Source organism: Idiomarina sp. 017G, from assembly GCF_004362265.1.
Classification (GTDB): Bacteria; Pseudomonadota; Gammaproteobacteria; order Enterobacterales; family Alteromonadaceae; genus Idiomarina; species Idiomarina loihiensis.
On record NZ_SNWT01000004.1, the window covers coordinates 40,915 to 58,758 of the forward strand.

Genomic DNA, 17,844 nt, shown 5'->3' on the forward strand with positions numbered 1-17,844 from the left:
AAAAAACTGCAGCCACGTAGGCTGCAGTTATTACTAGTCAATTTGCGGTTAAGCAATGTTGCGAAAGTTACTCTTTAATCGCAAAGCTGCCTTGCATAATTGCTGAGTGGCCAGGGAAGGTGCAGAAGAATTTATAATCAGTGTCTGCACTCATACCTTCTGTTGAAAACGTCACTGACGTTTGCTCACCACCACCAACAACATCCGTTGCAGCAATTACGGCATCAGAATCTGGCACATAGTTGTTATCCATACCTGCTGACATACCTTGTTGTACAACAGACTGCATGTCGCCAGCTTCACTCAGTACCCAGTTATGACCCATCACTTTTTTATCCAGTTTACCTGTGTGATGCAGGGTTACTGTTACTTCGTCACAGCTAGCTGGTACGGACATCTCTTTTGTATCAAATCTCATGTTGTCATTGCTATCTATGGAGAGCTCACATTCGTTCGCCTGCGCGGCGTTTGCGACAAACAGCATAGAACCCAGTAGTGCGGAAATTATGTAACGCATTGCAATACCTCTTCGGTTAGTATGAAATGATTCCTTTCTTATATACGTGATATCTCGCATTGAGATTACTTTAACGAGAATTTATATGACGAAACGTCCTTTTTCGCCGCAATCACTCCTTGCTCAGGGTGGTAGTCACTCTGACAACGAAAATGGAGTAATTATCCCTCCAGTATACACATCAACGACTTATCTGCGTGATGACGACAATCAATATCGTAGCGGCCGGGTGTATTCCAGAGCTGACAATCCTACTTATCGCCCCGCAGAAAAGCTGTTGGCAGAGTTAGAAAATGCGGTAGATGCTCGTCTGTTCGCCTCGGGCATGGCCGCCGCTACAGCTGTTTTTCAGGCTTTGAAACCCGGCGACTCGGTCATTGCTCCCAAAGTGATGTACTGGGCTTTGCGCAAATGGCTACAAACTTTTGGTGTCGATAGCGGACTTGATCTTCGGTTTGTAGATACCACGAATTTAAATGAGTTACGCGACGCTATTGCGGAAAAAAAGCCTACACTTATTTGGCTGGAAACGCCGGGTAACCCTTTGTGGACAATTACTGATATTGCCGCCGTAGCTGATATGGCTCGCAATTGCGGAGCTCTGCTTGCTGTCGATTCCACAGTAGCAACACCACTGCTGACCAAGCCATTAGATCTTGGCGCCGATATTGTTATGCACTCCGCCACCAAATACCTAAACGGCCACTCCGATGTGATTTCCGGCGCACTGGCGGCTCGTGAAGATAATGAGTTCTGGCAACGCTTAGTGGCTATTCGTGCCCAGTCCGGAGCCGTGCCGGGGCCACAGGACGCAGCACAACTCTTGCGTGGCATGCGCACGCTGTTTTTACGGGTCAGGGAAAGTTGTCAAAGTGCGTTACATATTGCCGAACAACTGGAGCTGCACCCGCAGGTTATTGAAGTGTTGTACCCTGGCCTGAAAAGCTTTGTCGGTCACGAAGTCGCGGTTAAGCAAATGCAAGGCGGTTTCGGCGGTATGCTGTCTATTCGTTTAGCGGGTGGCGAAAAAGCCGCTATTGCCGTTGCGGCTAAAACGCAGCTCTGGCACCGCGCGACGTCATTAGGTGGCGTAGAAAGCCTGATTGAACACCGCGCCAGCATTGAAGGGCCAGACACACCGGTGCCGCTGGATTTATTACGTTTATCGGTAGGTATTGAAAACGCCGACGACCTGCTGAGCGATTTACAGCAGGCCATCGATTTAGCGCATTCTTAAATACTTACGCGCTTGTAGAAGCGATATTCCGGTTTCCAGAAATTGTTGTCGATGCGCTCACGCAGCGTGTCGTCATCAATTTCCAGCGCTAAACCTTCCTGCTGCGCCACTTTACCCACCGCAAAAGCAATGTCTTTGCTTAACTGAGTTAAGTCGTTAAAAGCTGGCAACAATGCTTCGCCTTTACCATTAGCGCTGGGTGACGCATTAGCCAGTGTCTTACTTGCTACACGCAGCATTTCATCGCTAACCCGTTCGGATTTAACCGCTAACACCCCAAGACCAATGCCCGGGAAGATATAGCTGTTGTTACACTGCGCTATTGGGTATATACGGCCGTCATACTCAACTTCACCAAAAGGGCTTCCGGTTGCGACAATGGCTTTACCCTCACTCCACTTCAGTACATCCGCCGGGTGCGCTTCCACATGTTTGGAGGGGTTGCTCAGTGGGAAAATAATGGGGCGATCAACATTTTTGGCCATAGTCGAAATAACTTGCTCGGTAAATAGCCCCGCCTGACCAGACACACCAATTAAAATATCAGGCTCAGCACAATGCATCACATCCAGCAGCGACGGATACTCACCGCTGTATTCCCAGGCGTTTAAATCATTGGTTTTCTGCGCCAGCGCCTGCTGGAAGTCACGCAAACCATCCATGGTGTCCATGACCAGACCAAAGCGATCTACCATGAAAATTTGTTGCTTCGCTTGTTCTTCAGTTAAGCCCTCGGCGGTCATCTGAATCATAATCTGTTCTGCAATACCGCAGCCCGCAGAGCCAGCTCCAACAAACACCACCTTCTGTTCGCTAAGCTTTTTACCTTTTTGACGGCAAGCTGCCAGCAAGGTGCCCACAGTCACAGACGCGGTGCCTTGAATGTCATCATTAAAGCAGCAGACTTCATCACGATAACGACGCAATAAGGGCATGGCATTAGGTTGAGCAAAGTCCTCAAACTGAAGCATCACGCCCGGCCAGCGTCTGGTCACCGCTTTTATAAATTTGTCCAGGAACTCATCATACTCGTCCTGTTCAATACGCTTATGGCGGGCTCCCATATACATTGGGTCTTCCAGAAGTTTTTCGTTATTGGTACCAACATCCAGCATCACCGGCAGCGTATACGCCGGGCTAATGCCGCCGCAAGCGGTGTACAGAGAAAGCTTTCCTATAGGAATACCCATGCCACCAATACCCTGATCACCTAAGCCCAGAATTCGTTCACCATCGGTAACAACAATGACCTTAACCTTCTGCTTCGTCGCATTGCGCAGAATATCGTCTATCTGGTCACGTTCAGAATAGGAAATAAACAAACCACGTGAGCTGCGGTAAATGTCAGAAAATTTCTCACAGGCATCACCCACAGTCGGGGTGTAGATAATCGGCATCATCTCTTCCAGATGATCCGTCAGCAAGCGATAGAACAGAGTTTCGTTGTTGTCCTGAATAGCGCGCAGATAAATATGCTTGTTAATGGGCGTTTCAAAGCTCCGGTACTGCATGTAAGCCCGTTCGGCCTGCTCTTCAATACTCTCATAGCGTGGCGGTAACAAACCCGTCAGGTTAAACGCGGCGCGCTCTTCCTTACTGAAGGCACTGCCCTTATTCAATAAAGGGGTTTCCAACAAATTAGGGCCAGAATACGGAATATAAAGCGGACGCTGCGTCTGCGGCATAAGTACAAACTCCTGAAAGCCAAAGTAATACGAATATCATAGCAAAACGCGGCTGCGATTCACATGTTTCGCTGGGCTTGGGAGGAAGCGGCTGTTAAGGCGCATGTTTCGCTGGAGCGTTGAAGGGCTTTATGCCAGAGACGCTGCAAGTTCATCCATGAACGCTTGACGAAGGCCATCCATGGCCTTCGACACTCTGACATAAAGCCCTTCAACACCCGTAACGCTTACATGCGCCTTAACAACCGCTCATCAAGCTTCAGTTCGATCTAGTTCGTAATCCATAACCAGGCATTCCAGAGGTATATGTAAGCCGCTATGGAGTCGTCGAATCATAGGCAGCGTTAAACGCCGTTTCCGATTTAAAACCTCACTAACCCGACTCCTCTGACCTAAAAATGGCACCAAGTCAGAATCTTTCAGACCCTCCTGATCCATTCTGAATTTAATCGCTTCCACAGGATCGGGCGCATCGATTTTATACTTCGCTTCTTCATACGCTTCGACCAAAGTCACCAGAATATCAAGTTCATCAGCCGCTTCTGTGTTGGGTTCAGCATCCCAAAGCTCATTAATACGAGCCAGTGCACGCTGATGATCCTCAGCTGTTTTTATGGGCTTTATATTCATACCCTCACCTCTAAATTGTTTCTGCATCAATTGCGTCGTATTGCTTATGCGTACCAACGAAACGAATGTAAATCATCGAGAACTCATACTTCATCGCGACAACAAGCCGGTACTTGTTACCGTGGATATTAAACACAACCCGATTATTAGCTATAAAACTCGCATGCCGGTATTGCTCTTTTATATCCTGGGGCTTTTCCCATGACGCATATCGAGCTTCATCGAACCACGCTTTTAAAGGTTGCTCTGCATCCCTGTAGCTAGGCTTTTCCCAAAACTCGCGAAGAGTTGCCCTTGATACAATTCTCATGAACCTAGTTATCCCTAACCTGATTTCCCATTATGGGAAAAAAAGAAGTTTTGTCAATTAAATTCCCGATACGGGAAATAAACCTTTTTATCTATTGAGAGTAGCTACATTTCACAAGAAGAAAATAAGAGAAGGATTAAAGAGGCATAAGAAGTAATGGGCTACGAGGTGTAGCTTGATGTTATTACATTATAGGAAACACGAAATACGAGTGCTTAAGGGGTTACAGCGTCTTACTCAGATGATTCCCAGGGGCAGGCTTTGGCGGCAAAAGGCGATAAAGGAAAGAACTCGTGGCTTGAGGAGTGTCGAAGGCCATGGATGGCCTTCGTCAAGCGTTCATGGATGAACTTGTAGCGTCTCCTCAAGCCACGAGTTCTTTTCTCAGCCGAATTGCCGGCAAAGCCTGTCCCCGGGGCTAGAGCTTCAGGCCCCAGCGGGTGGCGGTGCGTTTGACGGCGTCGACATTTTCGGTGGCTATGATGTGCAGTGGCGTAGTGTCAAACTGGGCGCTTAAGTCCAGATGTTGTTTTAGCCAGGCCAGCATGGCTTCGCCGGAATGAATCGTTTTGGCACCGTTGAAATACGCAGAAATGCTCTCGGCTATTAGCGGAAAATGCGTACAACCCAGCAGCACCACGTCGGGCTTTTCAAGCTTGCCAAAATAATGCTTAAAGGTTTCCTGCAGTATCGGGCCGTCGTACAACTCTTCTTCGACAATAGGCACAAACAACGGCGTGGCCATAGCGTTTACCTGGTTGTAACCTAAAGCCTGTATCTGCTGCTGATAAGCACCGGAGTTTATCGTCGAGCGAGTGGCTATAACTAACACCCGGGCGCTGGTATCAATACCCTGCAGTTGTTCCAGCGCCATGACACCGGGTTCCAGCACGCCGTACACCGGTTTATTGGAAAATTTCTGCATTTGTTCCAGAGCGGTCACACTCACCGTGTTACAGGCCACTACCAGACAATCCACATCGGCGCCGTTAAAAAACTCTACCGCCTCCAGCGCATAGCGCGTAACGGTGTTGCTGTCCTTGCTACCGTAAGGCACCCGGGCTGTGTCTCCGTAATACAGCAGCTCGCTGAAACAACCACTTTGTTGTAGTGACCGCGCCACAGTTAAACCACCGACACCGCTATCAAAAACTCCGACTTTCATGCCCGTCTATTCCTTGCAGTTTACTTTTCCAAATTTACAGTTTTAAGGCGCAGCGCGTTAGTTATCACGAACACACTGGACAATGCCATGGCCCCCGCGGCCAGCATTGGCGACAGCAGAATACCGAAAAACGGATACAGTACGCCTGCGGCAACAGGAATTAGCGCGGTATTATAAGCAAAAGCCCAGAATAAATTCTGGCGAATGTTGCGCATGGTGGCTTCAGACAACGCAAAAGCCTGTTGCACAACAGTCAGGTTGTCCGACATCAGCACCACATCGGCAGATTCAATCGCCACATCCGTACCAGTGCCAATAGCAAAACCTACGTCTGCAGAGGCCAGTGCCGGTGCGTCGTTTATACCGTCACCCACAAATATGACCTGCCCCCATTGTTTTTTCAGACGCTTAACGGCATCCACTTTGCCATCGGGTTTTACATTGGCAACCACTTCGTCAATACCCAGTTCTTTGGCAATACGTTTTGCAGTAGACTCAGCGTCACCGGTTACCATGGCGGTTTTGAGGCCGTCGGCGTGCAGGCGCTTAATCAATTCTTTGGCACTGGCTTTTATGGGGTCATCCTGAGTAAATACAGCCGCCAGCTTACCGTCGATTGCGACATAAATCGGGGTGCGTCCACTCTCTGACCATGTTTTAGCATCCGCAGGCTCAGCATCCAGCGCAATATTGTTGTCCCGCATTAGCTCGCTAGTACCAATGTAAAGCGTTTTACTGTCTACTTTACCCGTGGCACCCAAACCTGAAATAGCCTCAAATCTCTCAGGCTCGCTAATTTTAATGTCCTGCTCTTTGGCGTAATTCACCAGAGCTTCTGCTGTAGGATGCTCGGATTTAGCTTCAACCGAAGCCGCTAATGTCAGCACCTCTTTTCCGTCAAACTCGCTTAGGGTAATCCACTCTGTAATAGTCGGTTTGCCTTCGGTCAGCGTACCCGTTTTATCAAAGATAACGCCTTTAGACTGCTGTAACGCCTGCAAAGCACTGCCCTGACGGAATAACACGCCCATTTCCGCACCGCGGCCGGTACCCACCATAATTGAGGTTGGCGTCGCCAGTCCCATGGCACAAGGGCAGGCAATAATCAAAACCGCGACGGCATTAACCAACGCAAAAGTAAGCGCTGACTCACTCGCCGCAAAGTACCACACCACAAAGGTCAGTAAGGCCGCCAGCATCACCGCTGGAACAAACCACAAGGTAATGCGGTTCACCGTGTCCTGAATCGGCAATTTACTGCCCTGCGCCTGCTCAACCATACGGATGATCTGCGCCAGCACGGTTCCCTCGCCGGTTGCCGTCACTTTAAAACGCAGAGTGCCTTTTTCGTTCAGCGTTCCGCCAACGACTTTGTCTTCTTTCTGCTTATGCACCGGTTCAGCTTCACCAGTTATCATAGCCTCATTGACATAACTGTCGCCGGAAGACACTTCGCCATCCAGGGCAATACGTTCACCCGGACGTACTTCAATTTTATCGCCTTTACCCAGTTCAGCAATATCGACTTCGGTCACCTCACCGTCCCGCACCACACGTGCGGTTTTGCTTTGCAGACTCATCAGTCGCTGAATCGCGTCCGAGGTGTGGCTTTTAGCCCGTGCTTCCATGAAACGTCCAGCCAGAATCAGCGTGACAATAACGGCTGAAGCTTCAAAGTAAACGTTCACTGACTCACTTGGTAACCAGGTTGGGAAAACCGTTGCCACCACCGAATAGCCCCAGGCCGCCGTAGCGCCCAGTGCAACCAAAGAGTTCATATCCGGTGCGCCCCGGAATAGCGCAGGAACTCCCAATTTATAAAAGCGAGCGCCGGGAACCGCCAATACCAGGGTAGTAAGCACTAACTGTATCCACCAGCTGGTTTGTAAACCCAGTGAGTTATGTACCCACTCGGAAAACACCGGCAGCATATGGTTGCCCATGGCCAATATAAACACCGGCAACGTCAGCAAAGTCGAAAGCCATAACTGGCCTTTTAACGTACGCATTTCCTTTGCCTGTTGCTCACGCTGTTTGCGCATTTGCTTGTCGCGATCAATCACTTCATGGGCATCGTAGCCCGCATTTTTCACTGCCTGAACTAAATCGTTCACCGACAGCTTTTCAGAATAAGTCACTTCCGCACTATCCGACGCCAAATTTACCGACGCATCTTCAACGCCGTCTAAGCCATTTAATGCCTTGTCTACACGACTGGCGCACGAGCCACAGCTCATGCCTTCCACACTTAAACGAACCGAATTACTCATTACTGCCTCCGTCGGCTTCTGCCGGTTTAAGCCACAACAGCAGCCAGAAAACCACCAGTTGTGCCACGCCAATATAACGCTGTATCGCGCCGCGTACTTCTGCCAATTCGGGGTTAATCATTAGCACAAAACCTAAGGCGATAATTACCGACAAAAGAACAAAAGCACAGCGCACCGGCCAGGTGGTTTTCGGCGTAAAGGTCAGTAAAAGAGTACCCAAAGCAAAACCGAAGTAACTGACCATGCTAATAACATTATGTAATGCCTGTGAACTGGAACCATCCGTCGGACAGCCTAAATCGCATGGTGCCAGTGCCGCACCGAGGTAAGCCACAGGGTAGAAAAATAGAAGACTCCAGCCAATATGGCTAATGCCTTTAACGCGTAAATGCGGACGCGCAGTTAGTAGTACACCGAAAGAAACCATCGCCAGTGGAATAAAACCGACCCAGCCAAACGCGCCAGCGGCAGTACTGCCAGTGGCATTAATTTCGCTTATATACTGGCTTACATGAGAAAAGTCGTCTTTTACCCAGGTGGCAACCAATTGCAGACCAACCCAAAATAAGGTCAGAATAATGAGTTGCGGCATAACGGGAGAGCTTTTCGTCGGTGTGTTTTCCATGTAGCCTCCTCGGCTGTATTAATGTGATAATCTTTCACTACAGTGTAAACCAAGATGGGAACAGATTGTGAATATTCAAGTGCTTGGCTGCAGCGGCGGACTCAGTGGCGACAATAAAGGCGGTTCCACCTGCATTCAGCTCAATCATAACATTCTGATTGACGCCGGCACCGGTCTGAATCAACTGAGTCTGGCTCAGATGCAGCAGGTTCGACATGTGTTTCTGACCCATTCTCATATGGATCACATTGCCGCTTTGCCTACGTTTTTAAGCAACCAATACGGAAGTGAGCACTTACCTGTTACGGTTTACGCACAGGCTCACACTCTGGAAAAGCTGCAAAATAATATTTTTAACGGCGATATCTGGCCTGAGCTCAGCAGCATGACCGAAGGCCCTGAGCCGATACTAAAATTTAGAAAAATCCACCCGGGTGAGTGCATAGAGCTTGAAGGTCTGGAAATTAAAGCTTTTGCCGTAGAGCATAGCGTGCCAACCGTGGGGTACAGTGTAAAAAATCAGGGCAAACACTTTGTTTTTGCCGCCGATACCATTGCCGGCAAGCAGCTGACCGAACAGCTTAACCGCTTAGGCCATATCGACACCCTAATGCTGGAATGCGCTTTTCCCGACGAGTTACTGCATGTTGCAGAAAAAACCAAACACATGACCCCGGCCCTACTACAAAGCGCCCTGAATAGTCTGGAACAACAACCCGCCGAGCTTTGGGTTACCCACTTAAAACCCAGTAACGAAAAAGCCCTGCGCGCAACCTTAGCAGCCAACCCACCGCATAAAAATACGGTGGTGTTGTAATCGGATACTTGCGGTTTCGTCACCTGACCTATGCGATTTCGTAGCCTGACATTTATGTCAGGTGAGATATCGTTCCTGACGTAAACGTCAGGCTACAGAAACATTAAACACCTACGTTACTTCAAATCCTCAGCTTACATACCAGCTTCCGCCGCTCTGCTAATTTACCCATCTTATTTGCTAAAGTGTATTTTAAAAACTACAATGAGCTTATCAATATATGAATCAAATAAATTTCACCAATGGTTGTCAGGTATAAAAGATCAAACAATCAAAGGCCGAATTATTTCGCATATTAATCGATTAATAGAAGGAAGCTCCTGTGACGTGAAGCCTATTGGTCATGGGCTAAGCGAATTAAGAATGCACTTTGGTTCCGGCTACCGAGTTTATTTTTATGAAGATCAGGGTGTGCTCATTTTGTTACTCGCCGGAGGCGATAAAAAAAGCCAAAGCAGGGACATTAAAAAAGCACACATACTTTACGAATATTGGAGCAACAACAATGGCAACGACTTTCAGAAGGTTTGATGCGGCCTCTTATTTGAACGACGCCGAGTCTGTAGCGGCATTCGTTGCCGATGCTTTGGAAACAGAAGACGCAGGCTACATTGCCAATGCTATTGGCATAGCGGCAAGAACAAAAGGTATGACAGAATTAGCCCAAAAAACTGGGCTATCCAGAGAGCAGCTATACCGTTCATTCAGTGAAAAAGGCAACCCAACCCTTAAAAGTGTACTGGCTGTTACTAAAGCTCTAGGCATAAAAATAACAGCCAGCACCTGACGTAAACGCCTGGCTACACGTCGCGAACCAGATGTTCACATCAGGTGAGATACCATGGATAGCAGGATAGCGAGCGCCCAACGGTTGCAGGGACTATTGAGGAGGTGTGCAGCGCGAGCTGCAAGAGGCATCAAACCCGTGGGCTTTCTGCTGCAGGAGTGTCGAAGGCCATGGATGGCCTTCGTCAAGCCTTCAGGGATGAACTCGTAGCGTCTCCGCTGTAGCCTGATGTTCACATCAGGTGAGATCTGGACCTGACGTAAACGTCAGGCTACACGCCCAGCTAACCGAGGTGCTTACGGGCGTTGCGGAACATGCGCATCCATGGGCTGTCTTCGCCCCATTCGTCCGGATGCCAGCTGTTGGCTACGGTACGGAACACACGCTCAGGGTGTGGCATCATTGCAGTCACACGACCATCGTCACTGGTCACTGCGGTAATGCCTTTGGGTGAACCATTCGGGTTGGCCGGGTACTGCTCAGCTATTTCACCCCAGTTATCAATGTAACGCAGTGCAACCTGACCACTTTGCTCCAGCTGTGACTGCTGCTGAGGGTTAGCAAATTCAGCACGGCCTTCGCCATGCGACACTGCAATTGGCATACGCGAACCCGCCATGTCACCTAAGAAAATAGACTTAGACTCCTGTACTTCCACTAGGCTAAAGCGCGCTTCAAAACGCTCACTGCGGTTGGTCACAAAACGCGGCCAATGCTCGGTTCCCGGAATTAACTGCTTCAGAGTCGACAACATCTGACAGCCGTTACACACACCCAGTGCCAGTGTATCGTTACGCTTAAAGAAAGCTTCAAACTGCTCACGCGCACGGTCGTTAAATAAAATAGATTTAGCCCAGCCCTCACCGGCACCTAATACGTCGCCATACGAGAAGCCACCACAAGCAGCCAGTGCCTGCATATCTTCCAGCGAGACACGACCAGCCAGAATGTCGCTCATGTGAACATCAACCGCTTCAAAACCGGCACGGTCAAAGGCGGCTGCCATTTCGTAATGCGAGTTCACGCCCTGCTCACGCAGAATCGCCACTTTCGGCGCAACGCCCTTAGCAATATAAGGCGCAGCAATATCCTCAGAAGGATCAAAAGTTAAGTCGGCCAGTAAACCCGGGTTATCGGCACGTTGTTTCAGACGGAATTCTTCGTCAGCACACACTGGGTTGTCACGCAGGCGCTGCATGTGGTGCGTTGTTTCTGCCCACACAGTACGCCAGTGCGTACGGCTCTGGGCTAATACATTCTGTTCCTCACGGGTAAAGACAATGGCGTCTTCATGCGTTGGTTCACCAATGCGTTTCACGCAGTCACCCAAGCCAGCCTCACTGTAGGCATCCATAACTTGCTGATACTGTTCATCACTCACCTGAATCACAGCACCCAGCTCTTCGTTGAACAGAGTCGCTAAGTTATCCTCGCCTAATTCGTCCAGTGCCACTTTCGCGCCACAGTTACCGGCAAAGGCCATTTCCGCAACAGTAGTGAATAAACCACCGTCCGAACGGTCGTGGTAGGCCAGTAAACGACCTTCGGTTACCAACTGCTGCGTGGTGTTAAAGAAAGCTTTAAAAGCTTCAGTGTCGTCCAGGTCTGGCGTGTGTTGCCCCAGTTGCTGGTACACCTGCGCCAGTGCAGAGCCGCCTAAACGGTTCTGGCCTTTACCTAAATCAATCAGCACCAGATGCGACTGACCTTTGTCGGTGCGCAACTGCGGTGTCAACGTCGAGCGAATGTCATTCACCCGGCCAAACGCCGTAATAACCAGACTCATTGGCGCTGTCACGGCTTTGTCTTCGCCGTCTTCCTGCCACTGAGTTTTCATCGACATCGAATCTTTACCTACCGGAATAGTAATACCCAGTTCAGGACACAGCTCTTCACCGACGGCTTTAACGGCCTCATACAAACCTGCGTCTTCACCCGGATGACCAGCTGCGCACATCCAGTTGGCGGATAATTTAATGCGTTTTAAGTCGCCAATGTCCGCAGCGGCAATATTAGTCAAAGACTCTGCTACTGCCATGCGGGCCGAAGCACCAAAGTTCAGTAACGCCAGCGGTGTGCGCTCACCCATAGCCATCGCTTCACCATGGTAGCTATCATAACTGGACGCGGTTACCGCAACGTCCGCCACCGGTATCTGCCACGGGCCCACCATTTGGTCACGGGCAACCAAACCAGTAACACTCCGGTCACCGATGGTAATTAAGAATGTTTTTTCAGCAATAGCCGGTAAGCGCAATAAACGGTCAGCGGCGTCATTCAAATCAGCGGCTTCAAGGTGTAGTGGCGTACCCTCAGTCTGTAAGCGAGCCACGTCGCGGTGCATCTTCGGCGGCTTGCCTAACAGCACGTCCAACGACAAATCAATTGGCTGATTCGAGAACTTGGCGTCGTTCAGTAAAATAGTAAGCTCTTCAGTCGCTTCACCAATAACCGCGTACTCTGCACGCTCGCGCTCACACAAGGCTTCAAAACGCGCCAGGTTTTCCGGTGCAATGGCAATAACGTAACGTTCCTGCGACTCGTTGCACCAAATTTCCAGCGGTGTCATACCCGGTTCATCGTTTGGTATTTCGCGCAGTTCAAAGCGACCACCACGACCACCATCACTAACCAGTTCCGGCATCGCATTCGACAGGCCACCAGCGCCTACGTCGTGAATAAAGGCAATAGGGTTATCGGCACCTAGCTGCCAGCAGCGGTCAATCACTTCCTGACAACGGCGTTCCATTTCCGGGTTTTCGCGTTGCACTGAAGCAAAATCTAAATCTTCGGTCGACTCGCCCGACGCCATAGACGATGCTGCGCCGCCACCTAACCCAATGTTCATAGCCGGGCCACCTAGTACAACTAGCTTAGCGCCAACCGGAATATCACCTTTTTGTACATGAGCTTCACGAATGTTACCTAAACCGCCGGCAATCATAATTGGCTTATGGTAACCGCGGGTTTCGCGCCCATTGTGGCTGTCGACCGCTTGCTCGTAGGTACGGAAATAACCGGTCAGAGCCGGGCGGCCAAATTCGTTATTAAAGGCTGCGCCGCCTAAGGGGCCTTCCAGCATAATATCCAGTGCCGAAACAATACGCGCTGGTTTGCCGTAGTTTTCTTCCCACGGCTGCTTAAAGCCCGGAATATTCAGGTTAGAAACGCTGAAGCCCACCAGGCCAGCTTTGGGTTTAGAACCAACACCGGTAGCGCCTTCATCGCGAATTTCGCCGCCGGAGCCGGTTGCAGCCCCCGGGTAAGGAGAAATCGCGGTTGGGTGGTTATGCGTTTCCACCTTCATCAAAATATGCACCGGTTCGTGGCTGTAGCCATAGCTCATGCTGTCCGGTTGAGGATAGAAACGCCCGGCTTCATGGCCTTCCATAACAGCAGCGTTGTCTTTGTAGGCCGACAACACGTAGTCCGGTGTGGTTTCAAAGGTGTTTTTAATCATTTTGAACAGCGACTTAGGCTGTTCCGCGCCGTCTATGGTCCAGTCGGCGTTAAAAATCTTGTGGCGACAGTGCTCAGAGTTTGCCTGGGCAAACATATAAAGCTCAATGTCGTTCGGGTTGCGATCCAGTTTGCGGAAATTTTCTACCAGATAATCAATTTCGTCATCGGCCAGTGCCAGACCCAGACTGATATTGGCCTGTGCCAGAGCTTCACGGCCGCCTGCCAGAATATCCACCGAAGACAATGGCTGCGGTTCCTGCGAGCGGAATAGCTGCTGCGCGTCGTTCATATCGTACAAGACACTTTCGGTCATACGATCATGCAACAGTAACGCCGCTTGCTTCAGCTCTTCTGCCGACAAGTCACCCTGCAAATAGAAAGCCACACCACGCTCAACACGATGAATACTTTTCAAGCCACAGTTGTGGGCAATGTCAGTGGCCTTTGAAGCCCAAGGAGAAATAGTACCAATGCGGGGAGTAACCAGTACCAGAGCACCTTGAGGCTCGTGTGCCGGCATTTCAGGGCCGTACTTCAGTAACTGAACCAATACGGAACGGTGTTCGTCGCTCAGTTCATGGTGCAAATCAACAAAGTGCTGATACTCGGCATAAAGCTCTTTGACAGGAATTCCTGCCTGTTTCAGTTGTTCAAGTTGCTTCGTTGTTTTGAAGGCTGATAAGGCAGGTGCACCGCGGTAGATTTCCACAAGCAAGGTCTCCAAAGCTGGGCGATTTTTGCTGGCAGATTATACAGTAGCCTGACATTCATGTCAGGTACAATATCGAACCTGACATGCACGTTTGGCTACTCAATTTTCGGGGTGCCTTCGCGGTTCACTATGCGAAACCACTTTTCGCGGCGCTCAATAATACGTTGTTTACGCTTACGAATAACGGCACGACGGCGAGAGTTGTTTTCACGTCTGAGGCGGTTGGCTTGCATAGACTTAGGCCTTTATTGCGTTGAAATGCTTAATCAGCTTACCGTGTCATAGCGGTTTTTTGCAACGACTTTATGCTAGCTTACCAGCCTAATTTGCGTAACTTAGGCTAATGTGGAAAGATCGGCGGCCGACGCACAAAAGGACCTGTTATGAATGAACTCGAATCTGACGTTTGGTACATAGTACGAACCAAGCCTAAGCAGGAGGAACGCGCCATACTGAATCTGGAAAATCAGGGGTTCGGCGTTTTCGCGCCCGAGTTAACCGTAAAAAAGGTTCGTCGGGGTGTGCGTACCTCAGTCGTTGAGCGTATGTTCCCGGGCTATGTGTTCGTTAAACCCGATGACATTATTGAGCAGTTTTACAAGTTGCGCAGCACCTATGGTGTCGCTGGTGTTCTGCGTTTTGGCGACAACATTCCGAAGGTTCCGCAAAGCTGGATTGATCAAATGCGAGGTGTCGACCAACTGACCGATGAACAGGCACCTCAAATAGGCGACACGGTCGAAATTCGGCAAGGCCCTTTCCGTGGATTCCTTGCTAAAATTGTGAAGCTGGACGGTGAATCGCGCTGCTTCGTTATGCTGGAATGGATGCAAAAAGAAGTCAAAGCCAACTTCAGCTACAAAGAACTGCAGTTTCAGTAGCCTGACGTTTACGTCAGGAACGATACCCCACCTGACATAAATGTCAGGCTACGTCGCGGGACGGCTACAGCCGCCCTTGTTCATCTAAATATTTCAATGTGTCGTAAAAGCGGCGGATGTTACCAACATAGGTCACGGGTTCATCGCCTCGCGCGAAACCATAGCGAGTATGACGGTAAAACTGCTTTTGTCTCAGCAGTGGCAAACGCTTTTTCACGTCCACCCAACGATCGGGGTTGCCGCCCTGACGCTCTGTTATGATTCGCGCGTCTTCTAAATGCCCGAATCCTATATTATACGCAGCTAAAGCAAACCAGGTTCTGTCAGGTTGCGGAATTCTTGCCGGCACCCTATTCAGCATGCGCTCCAGATAACGCGCACCGCCACGAATACTTTGTTCCGCATTCAAACGACTTTTAACCCCCATAGCTTTCGCTGTAGGCAACGTCAGCATCATCATGCCACGCACACCCGTAGGAGACACCGCTCGCGGATTCCACAACGACTCCTGATAGGAAATAGCAGCCAGTAACCGCCAGTCAAGCGAGCCCGAATGTTCTTTAAAGGTTTCAATATAACCAGGTAAAACTTGCTCTACAGCTTCAATAAATAAACTGGTAGTGACATAGTTAAATTGTTTTACATGACCAAAGTGCTGCTCTTTAATATGAGCTAAACGCCCACTGGAACGAATTTCACCAAAATACTCAATAACCGCGGCAAACAAAGAGTCATCCGTACCCTGCGGTAAAGCCCAGGCAATATCCTGATCATGCTTTACCGTAAAAGCCACACTTAAATCAGGATGAAACCGCCGTTGAATATCTAATGCAGTACTGTCGGTAATGGTGTAATCGACCTCGCCGCTAATCACCATCTGTAGCAATTCAACCGCATCATGGTCCCGGGTCGCGCGCCACTTTAAAGTAGGAATACTGTCGCCCAGACTTTTTAAAAACTCATGGTGCGAACTGCCTTCTACTACAACAATTTCACCATCAGTAATTTGCTGTAAGTCACGCGGGCGCTGCCGTGAACCTTGCTTGAAAACCACTTTCTGGCTAATAATGTCGTAAGGCGGGCTAAAACGGAACAGCTGAGCACGCGTCGAGGTCCGGTCAAGTCCGGCCGCGACAATGTCAACTTCACCGCGGCGTAGCATAGTAAACAAGTCATTCACGTCAAAGCGCGGAACCATTTCCAGTTCAACCCCCAGACGAGCGGCAAAACGTTTCGCCAGATCGTACTCGAAGCCTTGCTCACGGTCATGATCAAAATAATAGCTGGTTGGGTTTATCAGCGTTCCCACCCGCAATACCTGACGTTCCTGAACTACGGACATGGCATCGGGGCGGGTTTGAGGACTGCAGGCCGTTATTACACTAGCGGCCAGCAGTAAAATAGCAAACAGCGATACTGCAGACTTCGGCATATTAGAGAGATTCCAGAGCCCAATTCACATAAAGTTCCGTACCGGTTTTCAGTGCGTCTTCGTCGGCATAGAAGTGTGGCGAATGGTTGCTTGGTTCATTAGCCATATCACGCTCTGGTGGGGTAACCCCCAAAAATACAAACATACCCGGCACTTCCAGCGCGTAATACGAGAAGTCTTCAGCGCCGGTTACTAATGGTACTTCCTGCACCTTGTCAGCTCCCGCTACCGCTTTAGTTATCGGCAACATCTGCTCAACCAGGTCCTCATCATTACTGGTTACCGGATAGCCTAAATCGACATGAACGTGAGCTTCGGCTCCGTTTGCTTCAGCCGTTTTTTCTGCCGTTAACTTTAATTTCTCGTGAATATCCGAGCGAATGTCCATGTCAAAATTGCGGATAGTACCAATTAAGGTCACTTCGTCCGGAATAATGTTATTACGCACACCACCTTCCACAATACCGAAGGATAAAACCGCTGGCGCTTTGGTAATATTGGTCTGGCGGCTGATAATGGTCTGTGCGTTATTAATAATTTGTGCCGAAGTCACAATAGGGTCAACGCCTGTCCACGGAGCTGAACCATGAGCTTGCTTGCCCTTCACTTTAATCTCAAATCTATCTGCAGAAGCCATCAGAGGACCTTTCCGATAACCAACATGACCTGTTGGAAAACCTGCCCAGACATGAATACCAAAGACTTTTTCTGGTTTGTTATCAGCAAAAAGCCCTTCTTCCAGCATTAATGCCGCGCCGCCCTCTTCACCTTCAGGCGCGCCTTCTTCAGCTGGCTGGAAAATAAACATCACATTCCCCGCCAGTTCATCTTTCATTTCGGCTAACTTTTCTGCTGCCCCCATTAACATAGCAACATGAGTATCATGCCCGCAGGCATGCATCACACCCACTTCATTGCCGCGATACTCTGATGTTACCGTTGACTTAAAAGGGACATCGGTCTGCTCGGTAACAGGTAAAGCGTCCATATCCGCACGCAAAGCTATAGTTGGGCCTGGCTTACCGCCTTTTAGCACGCCAACGACACCTGTGTGCGCAACACCAGTTTCAACTTCCATGCCCAGAGAACGCAAATGCTCAGCCACCATTTTGGCGGTTTCAAACTCACGGTTACTCAGTTCCGGGTTGGCGTGAATATGGCGACGCCATTCAATGACCTGAGCTTCTAAGTCGCTGCTGACTTTTACCGGCGACTGCTGTGCAGCAACCTGAGCGCTATAGCCAAAGCTACTGGCCAGCATTAAGCTAATAATGAGCTTTTTCATTGTTCTCTCCTGCATAAGTGCGGATTGTT

The 17,844-nt window shown here is 49.6% G+C and carries 16 protein-coding genes; 5 read left to right on the forward strand and 11 right to left on the reverse strand.

Annotation, left to right across the window (positions count from 1 at the left end):
• Positions 1 to 67: 67 nt before the first annotated feature.
• Positions 68 to 517 carry an azurin gene (gene azu / locus DEU30_RS07165; protein ID WP_114981932.1) on the reverse strand — a complete coding sequence of 150 codons (450 nt, stop codon included), beginning with the start codon at positions 515 to 517 and terminating at the stop codon, positions 68 to 70.
• Between the two features lie 85 nt (positions 518 to 602).
• On the opposite strand from azu, the gene DEU30_RS07170 reads away from it, so the two are divergent.
• On the forward strand, positions 603 to 1,754 hold the full coding sequence (locus tag DEU30_RS07170; protein WP_114981931.1) for an aminotransferase class I/II-fold pyridoxal phosphate-dependent enzyme: 1,152 nt from the start codon (positions 603 to 605) through the stop codon (positions 1,752 to 1,754).
• On the opposite strand, the gene DEU30_RS07175 is transcribed toward DEU30_RS07170, so the two are convergent.
• The 6 genes from DEU30_RS07175 to DEU30_RS07200 form a co-directional block, all read right to left on the reverse strand.
• Positions 1,751 to 3,439: an NAD-dependent malic enzyme gene (locus DEU30_RS07175; protein ID WP_114981930.1), complete on the reverse strand. Its 1,689-nt coding sequence runs from the start codon at positions 3,437 to 3,439 to the stop codon at positions 1,751 to 1,753. The two genes, DEU30_RS07170 and DEU30_RS07175, sit on opposite strands and share 4 nt — an antisense overlap.
• Positions 3,440 to 3,691: 252 nt before the next feature.
• Positions 3,692 to 4,069, reverse strand: a complete 378-nt coding sequence (locus tag DEU30_RS07180) for a DNA-binding protein (RefSeq protein ID WP_034818354.1) — start codon at positions 4,067 to 4,069, stop codon at positions 3,692 to 3,694.
• Positions 4,070 to 4,079: 10 nt separating this feature from the next.
• Positions 4,080 to 4,379 (reverse strand): type II toxin-antitoxin system HigB family toxin, encoded by a 300-nt coding sequence (locus DEU30_RS07185; RefSeq protein ID WP_114981929.1) that lies wholly within the window; start codon positions 4,377 to 4,379, stop codon positions 4,080 to 4,082.
• Positions 4,380 to 4,797: 418 nt separating this feature from the next.
• Positions 4,798 to 5,544 carry a glutamate racemase gene (murI, locus tag DEU30_RS07190; protein WP_114981928.1) on the reverse strand — a complete coding sequence of 249 codons (747 nt, stop codon included), beginning with the start codon at positions 5,542 to 5,544 and terminating at the stop codon, positions 4,798 to 4,800.
• 20 nt (positions 5,545 to 5,564) lie between these two features.
• Entirely contained in the window at positions 5,565 to 7,814 is a 2,250-nt protein-coding gene (locus DEU30_RS07195) for a heavy metal translocating P-type ATPase (RefSeq protein ID WP_114981927.1), read from the reverse strand.
• Positions 7,807 to 8,439, reverse strand: a complete 633-nt coding sequence (locus DEU30_RS07200; RefSeq protein ID WP_114981926.1) for a DUF998 domain-containing protein — start codon at positions 8,437 to 8,439, stop codon at positions 7,807 to 7,809. Before DEU30_RS07200 ends, DEU30_RS07195 begins: the two co-directional genes overlap by 8 nt.
• Positions 8,440 to 8,506: 67 nt before the next feature.
• On the opposite strand from DEU30_RS07200, the gene DEU30_RS07205 reads away from it, so the two are divergent.
• The 3 genes from DEU30_RS07205 to DEU30_RS07215 all read left to right on the forward strand — a co-directional run bounded on the left by DEU30_RS07205 (position 8,507) and on the right by DEU30_RS07215 (position 10,043).
• A complete protein-coding gene (locus DEU30_RS07205) occupies positions 8,507 to 9,256 on the forward strand; it encodes a 3',5'-cyclic-nucleotide phosphodiesterase (RefSeq protein ID WP_114981925.1) in 750 nt (249 codons plus the stop codon).
• A gap of 204 nt (positions 9,257 to 9,460) precedes the next feature.
• On the forward strand, positions 9,461 to 9,787 hold the full coding sequence (locus DEU30_RS07210) for a type II toxin-antitoxin system RelE/ParE family toxin (protein ID WP_114981924.1): 327 nt from the start codon (positions 9,461 to 9,463) through the stop codon (positions 9,785 to 9,787).
• Positions 9,762 to 10,043, forward strand: coding sequence for an addiction module antidote protein (locus DEU30_RS07215; protein ID WP_011233848.1), 282 nt, complete (start codon positions 9,762 to 9,764; stop codon positions 10,041 to 10,043). Before DEU30_RS07210 ends, DEU30_RS07215 begins: the two co-directional genes overlap by 26 nt.
• 283 nt (positions 10,044 to 10,326) lie before the next feature.
• Here the strand turns inward: DEU30_RS07215 and purL are convergent, their stop codons facing one another.
• Both purL and DEU30_RS13580 read right to left on the reverse strand, forming a co-directional pair.
• A complete protein-coding gene (gene purL / locus DEU30_RS07220) occupies positions 10,327 to 14,214 on the reverse strand; it encodes a phosphoribosylformylglycinamidine synthase (RefSeq protein WP_114981923.1) in 3,888 nt (1,295 codons plus the stop codon).
• A gap of 98 nt (positions 14,215 to 14,312) precedes the next feature.
• Positions 14,313 to 14,450: a hypothetical protein gene (locus DEU30_RS13580; RefSeq protein ID WP_158511967.1), complete on the reverse strand. Its 138-nt coding sequence runs from the start codon at positions 14,448 to 14,450 to the stop codon at positions 14,313 to 14,315.
• Positions 14,451 to 14,600: 150 nt separating this feature from the next.
• Here DEU30_RS13580 and DEU30_RS07225 point away from each other — a divergent pair, with 150 nt between their 5' ends.
• A complete protein-coding gene (locus DEU30_RS07225; RefSeq protein WP_114981922.1) occupies positions 14,601 to 15,098 on the forward strand; it encodes a transcriptional activator RfaH in 498 nt (165 codons plus the stop codon).
• A gap of 64 nt (positions 15,099 to 15,162) precedes the next feature.
• On the opposite strand, the gene mltF is transcribed toward DEU30_RS07225, so the two are convergent.
• Together mltF and DEU30_RS07235 are read right to left on the reverse strand one after the other, a co-directional pair.
• A complete protein-coding gene (mltF, locus tag DEU30_RS07230; protein WP_114981921.1) occupies positions 15,163 to 16,530 on the reverse strand; it encodes a membrane-bound lytic murein transglycosylase MltF in 1,368 nt (455 codons plus the stop codon).
• Position 16,531: 1 nt separating this feature from the next.
• Positions 16,532 to 17,815 (reverse strand): amidohydrolase, encoded by a 1,284-nt coding sequence (locus DEU30_RS07235; RefSeq protein ID WP_114981920.1) that lies wholly within the window; start codon positions 17,813 to 17,815, stop codon positions 16,532 to 16,534.
• Positions 17,816 to 17,844: the final 29 nt, after the last annotated feature.